Here is a 16,187-nt window from a genome sequence, read left to right on the forward strand (position 1 = left end):
GGTAGATAGACACTACCCGGTCACAGTTCCTGCGCTGCTTTTCACCACCGCCAGTTCCGGGTGGGCGACCAGCTTGTCGATGTGCAGCGCCTCGGTGTTCATCCAGCTTTCACTGAGCACCCGGTAGTGCTCCAGGTCACGGCAGTGCAGGCGCAGGCTGTAGTCGAAGTGGCCGCTGATCAACTGGCATTCATGAACGTCGGGGCAGGCGCGCATGGTGGCCTCGAAGGCTTTCTGCGCGGCGCGCCCGCTTTGGTTGGACAGTGCCACCAGCACCAGCAGGGAAAGGCCTGGGGCGATCTTCTGCTGATCGATGATCGCGCCGTAGCCGCGAATCACACCGCGTCGTTCCAGCTTGCGCACGCGTTCCAGGCACGGGCGTGGGGTGAGGTGGACCAGACTGGAAAGCTTTTCGAAGGTGATGCGGCCGTCAACGCGCAGCACGTTGATGATGGCTTCGTCGATGCGGTCCAGCGGTGGGAGAGGGGTGTCCTTGGTGTCCATGCGCGTGGCTTCTTTGTCGAAGGGGCATGGACAGGGTAGGCGTTATGGGGCTGCCGTGCAGCAGCCCCGGGTCAATCGATCAGGCACAGGCAGAGTCGGCCTTGGGTTTGGCGCGGATTTCCACCACCTTGGGTTGCAACAGCGCGTACAGGTCCTTCGGGTTCTCGAGCGAAGGCACCAGTGCGATGCCCTGGCCGATTTTCAGGGCCCGCGCGGTATCCAGCACGTAGCGCAGCGCCGAGTAGTCCTCCAGGGCGAAACCGACCGAGTCGAACAGGGTCACTTGCGCGGCGTTCTCGCGACCGGGAGCGGTGCCTGCGAGCACTTGCCAGAACTCGGTCACCGGTGAGTCGGCCGGCATTTGCTGGATCTCGCCTTCGACCCGGCTTTGCGGTTCGTACTCGACGATCACCCGGGCCCGATCGACGATGTCGCGGTGCAGTTCGGTCTTGCCGGGGCAGTCGCCACCCACGGCGTTCAGGTGCATGCCGGGCTCGATCATGTCCGGGGTCAGGATCGTGGCATAGGCCTTGTCGGCGGTGACCGTGGTGACAATGTCGGCGCCGCGGACCGCTTCGGCCACCGAACTGGCGACGGTCAGCTTCAGCCCAGGGCGGCCGGCCAGGTTGGCGACCAGTTTCGCCGTGGCTTTGGGGTCGATGTCGTACAGGCGGATTTCATCGATGTCCAGCAGGGTCTTGAAGGCGATGGCCTGGAACTCGCTTTGCGAGCCATTGCCGATCAGCGCCATGCTGCGGCTGTCCTCGCGTGCCAGGTAGCGGGCGGCCAGGGCCGAGGTGGCCGCGGTACGGATCGCCGTGGTCAGGGTCATTTCGCTGAGCAGCAGCGGCGCACCGGAGGCGACATCGCTCAAGGCGCCGAACGCCATGACCGTGGGCAGGCCGAGGCGGGTGTTCTTCGGGTGGCCGTTGACGTACTTGAAGGCGTACAGGCCGGCATCGGCAACCGGCATCAGCTCGATCACACCGTCAGGGGAGTGGTTGGCCACCCGCGCGCACTTCTCGAAGGCCTGCCAGCGCAGGTAGTCCTGGCGGATGTACTCGGCCATTTCCACCAGGCAGGTGGCCAGGCCCTTGCGGTTGACCAGGCGGGCGAGGTCTTGCACATCGATATAGCGGGTCATGGCAGTCTCCCTGCAGCAGCGCTTCCAGAAATGGGCGTAGGTCCATTGTCGCGCGGGCCAGGGGCACATGCTGGCTGAAGCAGGGTCGGCGCCCAGCGGGACCGGCTGATTTCAGGCGCGTGGCAGCCGAATCGGCTGTGAGGGCTCTGCCATCACTGTTCGCGCAGTCGCTTGTACAGGGTGGTGCGGCTGATACCGAGTTCGCGGGCGACGGCCGAGAGATTGCCATTGGCCTTGTTCAGTCGGGTCTGCAGGTCGTCGTCGGACGCTTCAGGGGGCAGTGCGAGGGCCCCCCGCGCCTCGGCCAGAAAGGCGCTCGGCAGGTGATCTACGCTGATCGGCCCGGCGCCTGCCAAGGCCAGTGCCACCTGCATCACGCTGACCAGTTCGCGCACATTGCCGGGCCAGGGGTGGTGATCGAGCAGCTCGAGGATGGCCTGCGGCAGCCGTTCCGGCTGCCCGGCGTCGCGGTGGCGGGCATGCACCTGTTCGATCAGCTGGCGCCGGTCGCTGCGTTCGCGCAGCGCTGGCACGACCACCGCCATGGCGGCGATGCGGTAGTAGAGGTCCTGGCGAAAGCGCCCGGCGCGTACCTCTTCGGCCAGATCGCGGTTGCTCGCCGAGACCACGCGGATATCCACCGCCACCGGCTCGCCACTGCCCAGCGGCTGGATGCTGCGCGCCTGCAACACGCGCAACAGGCGGGCCTGGGTGGGCAGTGGCATGTCGCCGATCTCGTCGAGGAACAGGATGCCCTGGTCGGCCTTGCGGATCAGGCCAGGGTTGCCCTTGTGGTGAGCGCCGGTGAAGGCGCCTTTGTCGTAGCCGAACAACTCGGATTCCACCAGTTCCGCAGGGATGGCGGCGCAGTTGACCGCGATCAGCGGCTGGCCGGCGCGGCTGCTGGCGCGGTGCAGGGTCTCGACGAACAGCTCTTTGCCGACGCCGGTCTCACCCTGGACCAACAGGGGAATGTCTTTTTCCAGCAACAGGCTGGCTTGGGCCAGGGCTTTTTCAAGGCGTGGGTCGCTGCCAGGCGAGGGGGTGCGCGGCGGGCTCTGGCGGGGTTGCCACTGGCAGTGGAAGCGGTTGCGCCCAGCCGCTTGCAGGGCGAAGGCCTGGCGTTGGGGCCGGGCGAGCAGCTGCTGCAGCGGAATCTGGAACAGCTGTTCGAGGTTCTGCCCGCGCGGGTCGCCACCCAGCAGGCTGTCGGCCCGGTGATTGGCGGCGAGTACCTGGCCGCGTTCATCGAAGACCAGCAGCCCGGCCCAAGGACTGTCCAGATTGTCGGGAGCGCTGTTGAACAGCAGTTGCGCGTGGCGGCCTGCGTACTGCGCGAGAATCAGGCGGTTTTCAAGGCTCTGGCCCATCATGCGCACAAGGCCCAGGGTCTGGGTGGCTGGCAGGTAGCCGTCGCTCGCCACATCGAGTACCCCGACCAGCTGCCGCTCGTGATCGAACAGCGGCGCTGCGGCGCTGGCAAGGTAACGGTTCTGGCGCAGGAAGTGCTCGTCCTGGCCGACATGGATCGGCTCGGCACAGACCAGCGCCGTACCGAGGGCGTTGGTGCCCACGCCCCGTTCGTGCCAATGGGCCCCGGCACTGAAACCGTGTTGCTGGCGTGGCTCGACGAAGCGTCGCGAGCCCCAGGTGTCGAGCAGGCAGCCGCTGGCGTCGGCCAGCATCACCAGGTAGCTGGCATTGCCAAGCAGGTGCGCGTACTGCGGCAGCACGTCGTCGCGGGTCAGGCGCAGCAACGTCTGGCGCCGCTCCAGCAGGGCATCGAGTTCAGTGCGGGTGAGGCAGTCGAAGTCCGGCGGGCTCTGCGGCTGCAGGCCGTGTTCGCGACAGCGGGCCCAGGAGGCCTGGATCAGTTGGGCGTGGGTCGAAGCGGATGTGGCCATGGGCCCGTCCTGTGTGATTGTTGTTATCGGCCGACCGCAGTTCAGTGTCGTTCACGGTTGTTCAATGTCAAACCCGCTAGTGTTCAGTTGTTCAGCGAAACTGTTCAGTTGCGAACCGTTGTTGGTCGACCGGCGTCGGCAAAGGCGCGTGCCAGAGCCAAAGGGGGAAGCTGGCATGGAACTGGCTCTGTGTGACGGACAACAATCACAAAGGTCGCAGCCATGTCCCTGGTGCTGGATCAGGTCAGCCGAAGTGTCGATGGCCATGCCTGGATCATCGATGCCTCCCTGCGTTTCGAGCCCGGCTCGTTCAACGTGCTGCTAGGCCGCACCCTGGCCGGCAAGACCAGCCTGATGCGCCTGATGGCCGGCCTCGATCATCCGGATTGCGGCCGCGTGTCGATGGATGGCAAGGACGTGACCGGGGTGGCGGTGCGCCACCGCAACGTGTCGATGGTGTATCAGCAGTTCATCAACTACCCGACCCTGAGCGTCTTCGAGAACATCGCCTCGCCCTTGCGCCAGGCCGGGCTGGCCGAGGCCCAGATTCGCCGGCGGGTGCAGGAAACCGCCGAGATGCTGCGCATCGAGGCCTACCTGCAGCGCCTGCCGCTGGAGCTTTCCGGCGGCCAGCAGCAGCGCACGGCGATGGCCCGGGCGCTGGTCAAGGATGCCGGGCTGATCCTGTTCGACGAGCCACTGGTCAACCTCGACTACAAGCTGCGCGAGGGCCTGCGCCAGGAGCTGCGCGAGCTTTTCGCCGCGCGCAATTGCATCGCCGTGTATGCCACCACCGAAGCCAATGAAGCACTGGCCCTGGGCGGTACCACGACCTTGCTGCACGAGGGCCGCATCGTCCAGAGCGGCGCCACCGCCGAGGTCTACCAGCGGCCTTGCAGTGTGCTGGCCGCCGAGCTGTTTTCCGAACCCCCGATCAACCTGGTGCCGGGGCGCATCAGCGGCAACGAGGTAAGCCTGGCGCAGGCCGTGCATTTTGCCCGCAACGCCGACCTGCAACGGCTGGGGGATGGCGACTACCGCTTCGGCGTGCGCCCCAGCCACATCACCCTGGTGCCATCCCACGACGACGACCTGGAGTTGGCCGTGCTGGTGGAGTTGGCCGAGATCAGTGGTTCGGAAACCTTCCTGCACGTGCGCAACGAACACTGGCGGATGGTCCTGCACTTGCCCGGCGTACACGAGTATCAGGTGGACGCGCCGATTCGCGTGTTCATTCCTACCCACAAGCTGTTCGTGTTCGACAGCGCGGGCGCACTGGTACAGGCCCCGGGCCTGCGCCAGGCGAGGAGTGTCTGATGGCCGAGATCCGCCTGCGCCAACTGGCCCACAGCTACAGCCGCCAGCCCACCGGCGAGGCGGACTATGCCCTGCATGCCCTTGACCATGTGTGGGAGCAGGGCGGTGCCTATGCCTTGCTGGGGCCTTCGGGGTGCGGCAAGTCGACCCTGCTGAACATCATTTCCGGCCTGCTCACGCCTTCCCATGGCCAGGTGCTGTTCGATGGCGAGCCGGTCAATGACCTGCCGCCACAGCAGCGCAACATTGCCCAGGTGTTCCAGTTCCCGGTGGTGTACGACACCATGACGGTGTTCGACAACCTGGCGTTCCCCTTGCGCAACCAGGGCCTGGCGCAGGAGCGGGTGCGCAGCCGGGTCGAGGAAATCGCTGAGGTACTCGACCTGTCGGCGGTACTTCAGAAGAAAGCGAGAAATCTCAGCGCCGACGAAAAACAGAAAGTGTCCATGGGCCGTGGGCTGGTACGCGATGACGTCTCGGCGATTCTCTTCGACGAGCCGCTGACGGTGATCGATCCGCACCTGAAATGGAAGCTGCGGCGCAAGCTCAAGCAGATCCATGAGCAGTTCAACATCACCATGATCTACGTCACCCACGATCAGCTGGAGGCTTCCACCTTCGCCGACAAGATCGCGGTGATGCACGGTGGCCGCATCGTCCAGTTCGGCACCCCGCGCGAACTGTTCGAGCGGCCCCGGCATACGTTCGTCGGCTACTTCATCGGCAGCCCCGGGATGAACCTTGTCGACGTGCATGCCGAGGCGGATGGCGTGAGCTTCGGTGATGTTCACCTGACCTTGTCGCCAGGGCTGCGCGAGCGCCTGGCCGCAACGGGCGGCGGGCGCCTGCAGGTCGGGATTCGCCCCGAGTTCGTGCAGCTGTGGGACAGCCCGTTCGACGAGGCCCATGCGGCGCAGGTGCTGGACGTCGAGGACCTGGGCACCTACCGCATCGTCACCCTCGCGCTGGGCGGTGCGACGCTCAAGGCCCGCCTGGGCGAGGACCGGCCATTGCCCGCGGCACAGGCCTGGGTCAGCCTGCCGGCGGCGTGGCTGATGCTGTACGTGGACGATGTGCTGCTGGAGGTCGGCCCATGAACAAGGTGCCCAACAACAAGGCCTGGTGGCTGGTGCTGCCGGTGTTCCTGCTGGTGGCGTTCAGCGCCGTGGTGCCGATGATGACGGTGGTCAACTATTCGCTGCAGGACATCTTCGACCAGTCCAACCGCTACTTCGTCGGTGCCGACTGGTACCGCCAGGTTCTGCGCGATCCGGGCTTGCACGATGCGTTGCTGCGTCAGTTCATCTATTCGGCCTGCGTGCTGGCCATCGAGATCCCGCTGGGCATCGCCATCGCTTTGACCATGCCGACCCAGGGGCGCAGGGCGTCGGTGTGCCTGATCGTCATGGCCATTCCGCTGCTGATCCCGTGGAACGTGGTGGGCACCATCTGGCAGATCTTCGGGCGTGCCGACATCGGCCTGCTTGGCGCGACGCTGGCCAAGCTTGGGGTGAGCTACAACTATGCCGGCGACACGTTCGACGCCTGGCTGACCGTGCTGGTGATGGATGTCTGGCACTGGACTTCGCTGGTGGCGCTGCTGTGCTACTCGGGCCTGCGTGCCATTCCGGATGTTTACTACCAGGCGGCACGCATCGACCGCGCCTCGAACTGGGCGGTGTTTCGGCACATTCAGTTGCCCAAGCTGAAGAATGTCCTGCTGATCGCAGTGATGCTGCGCTTCATGGACAGCTTCATGATCTACACCGAACCGTTCGTGCTCACCGGCGGCGGGCCCGGCAACGCCACTACCTTCCTCAGCCAGACCCTCACGCGCATGGCCGTGGGGCAATTCGACCTGGGCCCGGCGGCGGCGTTTTCGCTGGTGTACTTCCTGATCATCCTGCTGGTGTCGTGGCTGTTCTATACGGCCATGACCCACGCCGACAAGGACTAGGCCATGAGCACGAGAAAGACGCTGGCCCTGCTGCTGTATTTCTTCTTCCTGCTGGTGCCGATCTACTGGTTGCTGAACATGTCGTTCAAGAGCAACACCGAGATCCTCGGCGGCCTGACCCTTTGGCCGCAGGCCTTCACCCTCGACAATTACCGGGTGATCTTCACCGATCCCAGCTGGTACAACGGCTACCTCAACTCGCTGTACTACGTGTGTCTGAACACGCTCATCTCGCTGCTCGTCGCGCTGCCTGCGGCCTATGCCTTCTCACGCTACCGCTTCCTCGGTGACCGCCACCTGTTCTTCTGGTTGCTGACCAACCGCATGGCGCCGCCGGCGGTGTTCCTGCTGCCGTTCTTCCAGCTCTATTCTTCGATCGGCCTGTTCGACACGCACATTGCCGTGGCTCTTGCCCACTGCCTGTTCAACGTGCCGCTGGCGGTGTGGATCCTCGAAGGTTTCATGTCCGGCGTGCCCAAGGAAATCGACGAAACCGCCTACATCGACGGCTACAGCTTCCCGCGCTTCTTCGTCAAGATCTTCATACCGCTGATCGGCTCCGGCATCGGTGTGACGGCGTTTTTCTGCTTCATGTTTTCCTGGGTCGAACTGCTGCTGGCGCGCACCCTGACGTCGGTCAATGCCAAGCCGATCGCGGCGGTGATGACCCGTACCGTGTCCGCCTCAGGGATCGACTGGGGCGTGCTGGCGGCGGCCGGCGTGCTGACCATCCTGCCCGGCATGCTGGTGATCTGGTTCGTCCGCAATCATGTGGCCAAGGGCTTTGCCCTGGGCCGGGTGTAGGAGGGCAGGCGCATGGAATGGATGGCCTGGACCCTGCCCACCGCACTGTTCTTCACCGCCATTGGCGTGCTGCTGCTGTGCATGACCTTGTTCGAGCTGCGCCGCCCGTGCGTCGAGCGGCGCGGCTTCCTGCCGATCGTCACCAGCCGTGGCGACCGGTTGTTCATCGGCCTGCTGGTCAGCGCCTACCTGCACCTGCTGGTGGTAGGGCTGAGCGACTGGCCGTTGTGGGTGGCCTCGCTGCTGTCGCTGGGCTGGCTGGTGCTGGTGTTGCGCTGGGGCTGAGCGACGGCTCCGGGGAATAACTCAATCGGGAGATCACAATGTTCCAGAACAATCACAAACGGCGACATTTGACCCTGGCCGCCTGGCTGGTACTGGCCAGCGTGCAGGGCACGGCGTGGGCCGACCAGTATGAAGACGCGGCGAAAAAGTGGATAGGCAGCGAGTTCACGCCCTCCACCCTGACGCCCGAGCAGCAGTTGGCCGAACTGCAGTGGTTCATCAAGGCTGCCGAGCCGTTTCGTGGCATGAAGATCAACGTGGTGTCGGAAACCATCACCACTCATGAATATGAATCCAAGGTACTGGCCAAGGCCTTCAGCGAAATCACCGGCATCCAGCTGACCCACGACCTCCTGCAGGAAGGCGACGTGGTGGAGAAACTGCAGACGCAGATGCAGTCGGACAAGAATATCTACGATGGCTGGGTCAACGATTCCGATCTGATCGGCACCCATTTTCGCTATGGCAAGGTGGAATCGATCACCGACCTGATGGCCAACGAAGGCAAGAACTACACCTCGCCGACCCTCGACCTGAAGGACTTCATCGGTCTGTCCTTTACCACCGCGCCGGACGGCAAGGTCTACCAGCTGCCCGACCAGCAGTTCGCCAACCTCTACTGGTTCCGCGCCGACTGGTTCGAGCGGCCGGAGCTCAAGGCCAAGTTCAAGGAAAAGTACGGTTACGAGCTGGGTGTGCCGGTGAACTGGTCTGCCTACGAGGATATCGCCAAGTTCTTCACCGAAGACGTCAAGGAAATCGACGGCAAGCGGGTGTACGGCCACATGGACTACGGCAAGAAGGACCCCTCGCTGGGCTGGCGCTTCACCGATGCCTGGTTCTCCATGGCCGGTGGTGGCGACAAGGGCTTGCCCAACGGCTTGCCGGTGGATGAATGGGGGATTCGCGTGGAAGATTGCCACCCGGTCGGCTCCAGTGTGACTCGCGGCGGCGATACCAATGGCCCTGCGGCGGTCTATGCGACGCAGAAGTACGTCGACTGGATGCGCGCCTACGCGCCCAAGGAAGCCCAGGGCATGACCTTCTCCGAGGCCGGACCGGTGCCGGCCCAGGGCAACATCGCCCAGCAGATCTTCTGGTACACCGCCTTTACCGCCGACATGACCAAGCCGGGACTGCCGGTGGTCAATGCCGACGGCACGCCGAAGTGGCGCATGGCGCCCTCGCCGAAGGGGCCGTACTGGGAGGAGGGGATGAAGCTGGGCTACCAGGACACCGGGTCCTGGACCTTCTTCAAGTCGACGCCGGAAAAGCAGCGCCTGGCCGCGTGGCTGTACGCGCAGTTCGTGACCTCCAAGACCGTATCGCTGAAGAAGACCATCGTCGGCCTGACGCCGATTCGCGAATCTGACATCAACTCCCAGGCCATGACCGACCTGGCGCCCAAGCTCGGCGGGCTGGTGGAGTTCTACCGCAGCCCGGCGCGGGTGCAATGGACGCCGACCGGCACCAACGTGCCGGACTACCCGCGCCTGGCGCAGTTGTGGTGGAGCCATATCGCCGAAGTGGCCAGTGGCGAGAAGACCCCGCAGGAGGCGCTGGACGGCCTGGCGCGTGACCAGGACAAGATGATGGAGCGGCTGCAGCGCTCCAATGCCCAGGCCACCTGTGCGCCGAAGCTCAATCCGGAGAAGGACGCCCAGTACTGGTTCGACCAGCCCGGGGCACCGAAGCCGAAGTTGGCGAACGAGAAACCCAAGGGCGAGACCGTCAGCTACGACCAGCTGCTGAAGTCGTGGGAGGCGGCGCGCAAGTGATTGACTAGAGACCGAGGTGGCCCCATCGCCGGCAAGCCGGCTCCACAGGGAATTGCATCCCCCTTGTGTGGGAGCTGGCTTGCCAGCGATAGGGCCAGTACAGCCACAAAAAAAATCACAGGCAAAAAAAACGGCACCTGCCAGAGGTGCCGTTTTCATATCACGCAATCTTACTTGTGCAGCTCTTCTGCCGCATACAGCGTGTTCTCCAGCAGGCAGGCGCGGGTCATCGGCCCGACGCCACCCGGCACCGGCGTGATCCAGCCAGCGCGGGGCAGGGCGGTCTCGTAGACCACGTCGCCGACCAGCTTGCCGTCGTCCTGGCGGTTGATGCCGACGTCGATGACGATGGCACCTTCCTTGATCCACTCACCCTTGACCAGCCCCGGCTTGCCGGCAGCCACGACCACCAGGTCGGCGCGGCCGACGTGGCCCGGCAGGTCCTTGGTGAAGCGGTGGCAGACGGTGACGGTGCAACCGGCCAGCAGCAGCTCCATGGCCATCGGCCGGCCAACGATGTTGGAGGCGCCGACGATCACCGCATTCATGCCGTACAGGTCCTGACCGGTGCTTTCCAGCAGGGTCATGATGCCTTTCGGGGTGCATGGGCGCAGCAGCGGGATACGCTGGGCCAGGCGGCCGATGTTGTAGGGGTGGAAGCCGTCGACGTCCTTGTCCGGGCGGATACGCTCGAGCAGCAGCGAGGCGTCCAGGTGTGCCGGCAGCGGCAGCTGCAGCAGGATGCCATCGACGGCCGGGTCGTCGTTGAGGCGGTCGATCAGCTCGGTCAGGGCTTGCTGCGTGGTATCGCTGGGCAGGTCGAAGGCTTGCGAAATGAAGCCGACCTCTTCGCAGTCCTTGCGCTTGTGCGAGACATAGACTTGGGAGGCAGGGTCGGTGCCGACCAGGATCACCGCCAGGCCCGGCGTGCGCAGGCCTTGCTGGCGACGCTCCTCGACACGTTGAGCGATCTCTTTGCGCAGGTTGGCGGCGATCGCCTTGCCATCGATTAGGTGTGCAGTCATAGACGCGTGATTAACCATCGAGAAAGGAACAATAAAGAGGGCGTATTCTCGCACGACACAGCCCGAGGGCAAAGGCGGGTGGTCGGGCAAATTCCCTAACCCCTTAAATAATTTAAATTTTTTTGAGAAAGGTGTTGACGCTCTAGCCGCTCGTCTATAAGATTCGCCGCACTTGTCGGGCACAGCCTAGCACTGGTTGGCTTGGTCGGGCAGAATGAGTGGTTCAACGCTCGTTCGGTTAGGCTTTAAGCTTATGCGCCCGTAGCTCAGCTGGATAGAGCATCCGCCTTCTAAGCGGATGGTCGCAGGTTCGAGTCCTGCCGGGTGCGCCATTAGGCAGCTTGGGCAAGCAAGTAAGGCTGTATAGCGATATGGTGGGCGTAGCTCAGTTGGTAGAGCGCTGGATTGTGATTCCAGTTGTCGTGGGTTCGATTCCCATCGTCCACCCCATATTCTTCAGAGGCGCCTTGATTGCAGATCTGGCGCCTTTGTTTTAAGCGCTACGCGGACGTGGTGAAATTGGTAGACACACTGGATTTAGGTTCCAGCGGCGCAAGCTGTAAGAGTTCGAGTCTCTTCGTCCGCACCATGCTTCTGTAAGGACAATGCCGCAACATCGCAAGACCGATATATGGTGGGCGTAGCTCAGTTGGTAGAGCGCTGGATTGTGATTCCAGTTGTCGTGGGTTCGATTCCCATCGTCCACCCCATATTTTTCGAAGGCGCCTTGATTGTATAATCAGGCGCCTTTGTTTTTTCTGCTTTGTGCGGACGTGGTGAAATTGGTAGACACACTGGATTTAGGTTCCAGCGGCGCAAGCTGTAAGAGTTCGAGTCTCTTCGTCCGCACCATGATTATCTGAAAAAGCCGCTGATTGCGGCTTTTTTGGTTTTTGTGGTGGGTGATTGCCGGGTGCCTGCCTTGGGAGTAATGGTGTTGCGCAAATCGAGCGCCGCCCGCGCGGCGCATCGCGGGCAAGCCCGCTCCTACATTTGTTGCAACGTGCCACGGTCTGTCAGGCCATGGTTGTCCGCCTTTTGTGCTCGACGAGGTATCGCGCCGGTCCCCTGCGCCAACCCAAAAATCGCGTCATGCCACCAAGGCTGGCAACCATGGCCTATCAGACATAGGCACGTTGCAACAAATGTAGGAGCGGGCTTGCCCGCGATGCGCCGCGCGGGCGGCGCTCGATCTTGAGATCGCCACAAAGCCTCCGGCCGCTCACTTCGCAACCATCACGCGGTCCCCCCCCCTTGTAATCCTCTGGTGGCACCCCAATAAAAGCTGATAGATTTCAGCCGGTTGAAACCCCGGCCCGTTAGGTCGGTAGAGGAATTGCCCCATGATTGCCAAAGAAGCCCGCCAGGCCCTGGCGCTGCAGCGTTTCGCCGAGGCGAACCCGCAACTGCTCGAAGAAATCCGTGAGCTGGATGCGCGTGAGCAGGCCCAGCAGATCGAGTGGGCATTCGAGGATGCAGCCGATGAGCAGGGCATCGAGCCCTGGGAGCTTGCGCTGCAGCTGATCGCCGAAAGCCCTGAGCAGCTCCAGGCGATGCGCCTGGAAACCCATCGCGAAGTGGCCGAGGCCCTGGGCATGGAGTGGGAAGAGTACTGCCAGTTCAATGAAATCGACCCTGAATAAGGGCGTTTTCCAGGGCTGCGGTTGTTTGACAAGTTATTTCGGCTGCGCGTCGCCAAGGCGCTGCGCGGCGCACTTATATAAAGAGGCCCGGCGGCACGCCGTGCGGGTCTTTGAAGCTAATCGACCGGCGTAGTTTCCCGTCGTCCCGGGTGGGGTGACTTCTGCTGCGTGACTCACTAGAATGCTTGCCCTTGATTCTGGAGTCGGGCTATCGCCGGCTAACGTCTGTGCAACGAGGAATATCCATGCAAGTTTCTGTTGAAAACACTTCCGCTCTCGAGCGCCGCATGACCATCGCCGTTCCGGCCGAGCGCGTCGAGAACGAAGTCAACAAGCGTCTGCAGCAGACTGCCAAGCGCGCCAAGGTCGCGGGCTTCCGCCCGGGCAAGGTGCCGATGAGCGTGATCCGCCAGCGTTTCGAAGCCGATGCCCGTCAGGAAGCCTTCGGTGACCTGGTCCAGGCTTCCTTCTACGAAGCCATCGTCGAGCAGAAGCTGAACCCGGCTGGCGCTCCGGCTGTCGAGCCGAAGTCCTTCGAAAAGGGCAAGGATCTGGAATTCGTCGCCGTCTTCGAAGTGTTCCCTGAGTTCACCGTTGCCGGCCTGGAGTCGATCAATGTCGAGCGCCTGAGCGCCGAAGTGGCCGATGCCGACCTGGACAACATGCTGGAAGTGCTGCGCAAGCAGAACGTGCGCTTCGAGGCCGTCGAGCGTGCCGCCGAGAAAGACGACCAGGTCAACATCGACTTCGTCGGCAAGATCGACGGCGAAGCCTTCGCCGGCGGTTCGGCCCAGGGCACCCAGCTGGTTCTGGGCTCCGGCCGCATGATCCCGGGCTTCGAAGATGGCCTGGTTGGCGCCAAGGCGGGCGAAGAGCGCGTTGTCAACGTGACCTTCCCTGAGGACTACCAGAACCTGGATCTGGCCGGCAAGGCCGCCGAGTTCACCATCACCGTCAATAGCGTATCGGCGCCTCAGCTGCCAGAACTGAACGAAGAGTTCTTCGCCCAGTTCGGCATCAAGGAATCGACCCTGGAAGGCTTCCGCACCGAAGTTCGCAAGAACATGGAGCGTGAACTGCGTCAGGCGATCAAGACCAAGGTCAAGAACCAGGTCATGGACGGTCTGCTGGCCGCCAACCCGATCGAAGTGCCGAAAGCCCTGCTGGAAAACGAAGTCAACCGTCTGCGCGTGCAGGCTGTTCAGCAGTTCGGTGGCAACATCAAGCCTGAGCAACTGCCGGCCGAGCTGTTCGAAGAGCAAGCCAAGCGCCGAGTGGTGCTGGGCCTGATCGTCGCCGAAGTGGTCAAGCAGTTCGAACTGAAGCCGGACGACGCCAAGGTTCGCGAGATGATCGAGGAAATGGCTTCGGCTTACCAGGAGCCTGAGCAGGTCATCGCCTGGTACTACAAGAACGACCAGCAGCTGAACGAAGTTCGTTCGGTTGTGCTGGAAGAGCAAGTTGTAGATACTGTTCTGCAGAAAGCGACTGTGACCGACAAGTCGGTCTCGTACGAAGATGCCGTAAAACCAGCACAGGCACCTGCCGAAGCTGAGTAATACGTTTTCTCTCGTAGGAAACCCCCACAAGCCAGCCTTCGCGCTGGCTTGTGCGTATTCAAGCCATGACTATTTGGGAGTGAGCGCAGGACATGTCCCGCAATTCTTATATTCAGCAGAGCTCTGACATCCAGGCCGCAGGCGGCCTGGTCCCGATGGTTATCGAGCAGTCCGCCCGTGGCGAACGTGCCTACGACATCTACTCGCGCCTGTTGAAGGAGCGAGTGATCTTCCTGGTTGGCCCGGTAGAGGACTACATGGCCAACCTGGTAGTGGCGCAGCTGCTGTTCCTTGAAGCGGAAAACCCGGACAAGGACATCCATCTGTACATCAACTCCCCAGGCGGTTCGGTGACTGCTGGCATGTCGATCTACGACACCATGCAGTTCATCAAGCCAGACGTCTCGACCATCTGCATCGGCCAGGCCTGCAGCATGGGCGCCTTCCTCTTGGCCGCAGGTGCCAAGGGCAAGCGTCACTGCCTGCCGAACTCGCGCGTGATGATCCACCAGCCGCTGGGCGGCTTCCAGGGTCAGGCCACCGATATCGAGATCCACGCTCAGGAAATCCTCAATATCAAGGCGCGCCTGAACGAGCTGCTGGCCTACCACACCGGCCAGGACCTCGAGACCATCAAGCGCGACACCGAGCGTGACAACTTCATGAGCGCCTCGCGCGCGGCCGAGTACGGCCTGATCGACTCGGTATACGACAAGCGGCAACTGGCCTCCTGAACCCAGGAGCCAGAGCAGGTAGGTGTCGAAAGCGCCTACCTGCGGACTTGAAAAAGCCCGCAATTGCCTTCATCTTGTGTTGCAAGCCTACCGGATTGGATCGATCGAATGACTGACACCCGTAACGGCGAGGACAGCGGCAAATTGCTTTATTGCTCCTTCTGCGGCAAAAGCCAGCACGAAGTGCGCAAACTGATTGCCGGGCCCTCGGTATTTATCTGCGACGAGTGCGTCGACCTGTGCAATGACATCATCCGTGAGGAGGTGCAGGAAGCCCAGGCCGAGAGCAGCGCGCACAAATTGCCTTCGCCGAAAGAAATCAGCGGCATCCTAGACCAGTACGTGATTGGTCAGGAGCGCGCGAAGAAGGTGCTGGCGGTAGCGGTGTACAACCACTACAAGCGCCTGAACCAGCGTGACAAGAAGGGCGACGAAGTCGAGCTCGGCAAGAGCAACATCCTGCTCATCGGGCCGACCGGCTCGGGCAAGACCCTGCTCGCCGAAACCCTTGCACGTCTGCTGAACGTACCGTTCACCATTGCCGACGCCACCACCCTGACCGAAGCCGGTTATGTGGGTGAGGACGTCGAGAACATCATTCAGAAATTGCTGCAAAAGTGCGACTACGACGTGGAAAAGGCCCAGATGGGCATTGTCTACATCGACGAGATCGACAAGATCTCGCGCAAGTCGGACAACCCGTCCATCACCCGCGACGTTTCGGGTGAAGGCGTGCAGCAGGCGTTGCTGAAGCTGATCGAAGGCACCGTGGCTTCCGTGCCGCCGCAGGGTGGTCGCAAGCACCCGCAACAGGAATTCCTGCAGGTCGATACCCGCAATATCCTGTTCATCTGCGGTGGCGCCTTCTCGGGCCTGGAAAAGGTCATCCAGAACCGCTCCACCAAAGGTGGCATCGGTTTTGGCGCCGAAGTGCGCAGCAAGGAAGAAGGCAAGAAGGTTGGCGAATCGCTGCGTGAAGTCGAACCGGACGATCTGGTCAAGTTTGGCCTGATCCCGGAATTCGTCGGCCGTCTGCCGGTGCTGGCGACCCTCGACGAGCTCGACGAGGCTGCATTGATGCAGATCCTCACCGAGCCGAAGAACGCCCTGACCAAGCAGTACGCCAAGCTGTTCGAGATGGAAAGCGTGGACCTCGAGTTCCGCACCGACGCCCTCAAGGCCGTCGCCCGCAAAGCCCTGGAGCGCAAGACTGGCGCCCGTGGCCTGCGTTCGATCCTCGAAGGCGTGCTGCTCGACACCATGTACGAGATTCCTTCGCAGAAGGATGTCAGCAAGGTGGTGATCGACGAGAGCGTCATCGAAGGCACTTCGCAGCCGCTGATGATCTACGAGAACAGCGAACCGCAAGCCAAGGCCGCCCCCGACGCCTGATTCAGGTCATTGTCGGTTGCGGGTAGCAAGCAGAAGGGGGCCTACGGGCCCCTTTCTGCTTTTCCTATACAAGCGCTTGTAATTTCCCAGGCATGCCCCCACATTAGGTCCAAGCACCATTTCCACCGGTTTCCGGCCATA

Annotated in this window: 14 protein-coding genes and 5 tRNA genes; 15 read left to right on the forward strand and 4 right to left on the reverse strand. The window is 62.6% G+C overall.

Features of this window, described 5'->3' with window-relative positions; genetic code table 11:
* Nucleotides 1–12 precede the first annotated feature (12 nt).
* The 3 genes from PPL01S_RS10055 to PPL01S_RS10065 all read right to left on the reverse strand — a co-directional run bounded on the left by PPL01S_RS10055 (nt 13) and on the right by PPL01S_RS10065 (nt 3,552).
* The gene (locus PPL01S_RS10055; protein WP_016394434.1) at nt 13–504 is read right to left on the reverse strand and encodes an Lrp/AsnC family transcriptional regulator; all 492 of its coding nucleotides are present in this window, start codon (nt 502–504) and stop codon (nt 13–15) included.
* A gap of 79 nt (nt 505–583) precedes the next feature.
* Nucleotides 584–1,648, reverse strand: coding sequence for an ornithine cyclodeaminase (gene ocd / locus PPL01S_RS10060; protein WP_016394433.1), 1,065 nt, complete (start codon nt 1,646–1,648; stop codon nt 584–586).
* Between the two features lie 152 nt (nt 1,649–1,800).
* Nucleotides 1,801–3,552: a sigma-54-dependent Fis family transcriptional regulator gene (locus PPL01S_RS10065; RefSeq protein WP_016394432.1), complete on the reverse strand. Its 1,752-nt coding sequence runs from the start codon at nt 3,550–3,552 to the stop codon at nt 1,801–1,803.
* 222 nt (nt 3,553–3,774) lie between these two features.
* Between PPL01S_RS10065 and PPL01S_RS10070 the strand changes: the two genes are divergently transcribed.
* From PPL01S_RS10070 to PPL01S_RS10095, 6 genes are read left to right on the forward strand one after another with little or no spacing between them, the layout of a single operon-like run.
* Nucleotides 3,775–4,869 (forward strand): ABC transporter ATP-binding protein, encoded by a 1,095-nt coding sequence (locus tag PPL01S_RS10070; RefSeq protein ID WP_016394431.1) that lies wholly within the window; start codon nt 3,775–3,777, stop codon nt 4,867–4,869.
* Complete coding sequence (locus PPL01S_RS10075; protein ID WP_016394430.1) at nt 4,869–5,966, forward strand: ABC transporter ATP-binding protein; 1,098 nt, start codon at nt 4,869–4,871, stop codon at nt 5,964–5,966. Before PPL01S_RS10070 ends, PPL01S_RS10075 begins: the two co-directional genes overlap by 1 nt.
* A complete protein-coding gene (locus PPL01S_RS10080) occupies nt 5,963–6,826 on the forward strand; it encodes a carbohydrate ABC transporter permease (RefSeq protein ID WP_016394429.1) in 864 nt (287 codons plus the stop codon). The genes PPL01S_RS10075 and PPL01S_RS10080 overlap by 4 nt, the downstream gene beginning before the upstream one ends.
* A 3-nt stretch (nt 6,827–6,829) precedes the next feature.
* Nucleotides 6,830–7,630 carry a carbohydrate ABC transporter permease gene (locus PPL01S_RS10085; protein WP_016394428.1) on the forward strand — a complete coding sequence of 267 codons (801 nt, stop codon included), beginning with the start codon at nt 6,830–6,832 and terminating at the stop codon, nt 7,628–7,630.
* Between the two features lie 12 nt (nt 7,631–7,642).
* Nucleotides 7,643–7,915: a DUF2160 domain-containing protein gene (locus PPL01S_RS10090; protein WP_016394427.1), complete on the forward strand. Its 273-nt coding sequence runs from the start codon at nt 7,643–7,645 to the stop codon at nt 7,913–7,915.
* Nucleotides 7,916–7,953: 38 nt separating this feature from the next.
* Nucleotides 7,954–9,693, forward strand: coding sequence for an ABC transporter substrate-binding protein (locus PPL01S_RS10095; RefSeq protein WP_016394426.1), 1,740 nt, complete (start codon nt 7,954–7,956; stop codon nt 9,691–9,693).
* Between the two features lie 170 nt (nt 9,694–9,863).
* On the opposite strand, the gene folD is transcribed toward PPL01S_RS10095, so the two are convergent.
* Nucleotides 9,864–10,718 (reverse strand): bifunctional methylenetetrahydrofolate dehydrogenase/methenyltetrahydrofolate cyclohydrolase FolD, encoded by an 855-nt coding sequence (folD, locus tag PPL01S_RS10100; protein ID WP_008089453.1) that lies wholly within the window; start codon nt 10,716–10,718, stop codon nt 9,864–9,866.
* A gap of 255 nt (nt 10,719–10,973) precedes the next feature.
* On the opposite strand from folD, the gene PPL01S_RS10105 reads away from it, so the two are divergent.
* From PPL01S_RS10105 to clpX, 9 genes are all read left to right on the forward strand, one after another.
* Nucleotides 10,974–11,050 (forward strand) — tRNA-Arg (locus tag PPL01S_RS10105).
* A gap of 42 nt (nt 11,051–11,092) precedes the next feature.
* Nucleotides 11,093–11,168, forward strand: a tRNA-His gene (locus PPL01S_RS10110).
* Between the two features lie 54 nt (nt 11,169–11,222).
* Nucleotides 11,223–11,307, forward strand: a tRNA-Leu gene (locus tag PPL01S_RS10115).
* 45 nt (nt 11,308–11,352) lie between these two features.
* A tRNA-His gene (locus PPL01S_RS10120) sits at nt 11,353–11,428 on the forward strand.
* A gap of 57 nt (nt 11,429–11,485) precedes the next feature.
* Nucleotides 11,486–11,570 (forward strand) — tRNA-Leu (locus PPL01S_RS10125).
* 491 nt (nt 11,571–12,061) lie between these two features.
* Nucleotides 12,062–12,361, forward strand: a complete 300-nt coding sequence (locus tag PPL01S_RS10130) for a DUF6388 family protein (protein WP_016394425.1) — start codon at nt 12,062–12,064, stop codon at nt 12,359–12,361.
* Between the two features lie 245 nt (nt 12,362–12,606).
* Nucleotides 12,607–13,920 (forward strand): trigger factor, encoded by a 1,314-nt coding sequence (gene tig, locus PPL01S_RS10135; protein WP_028625642.1) that lies wholly within the window; start codon nt 12,607–12,609, stop codon nt 13,918–13,920.
* A gap of 92 nt (nt 13,921–14,012) precedes the next feature.
* A complete protein-coding gene (clpP, locus tag PPL01S_RS10140; RefSeq protein WP_003259400.1) occupies nt 14,013–14,654 on the forward strand; it encodes an ATP-dependent Clp endopeptidase proteolytic subunit ClpP in 642 nt (213 codons plus the stop codon).
* A 108-nt stretch (nt 14,655–14,762) separates the two neighbouring features.
* Nucleotides 14,763–16,046 (forward strand): ATP-dependent Clp protease ATP-binding subunit ClpX, encoded by a 1,284-nt coding sequence (clpX, locus tag PPL01S_RS10145; RefSeq protein ID WP_016394423.1) that lies wholly within the window; start codon nt 14,763–14,765, stop codon nt 16,044–16,046.
* Nucleotides 16,047–16,187 lie beyond the last annotated feature (141 nt).

Origin of the sequence: Pseudomonas plecoglossicida NBRC 103162 = DSM 15088, assembly GCF_000730665.1 — a bacterium.
In the GTDB taxonomy this organism is placed as follows: Bacteria; Pseudomonadota; Gammaproteobacteria; order Pseudomonadales; family Pseudomonadaceae; genus Aquipseudomonas; species Aquipseudomonas plecoglossicida.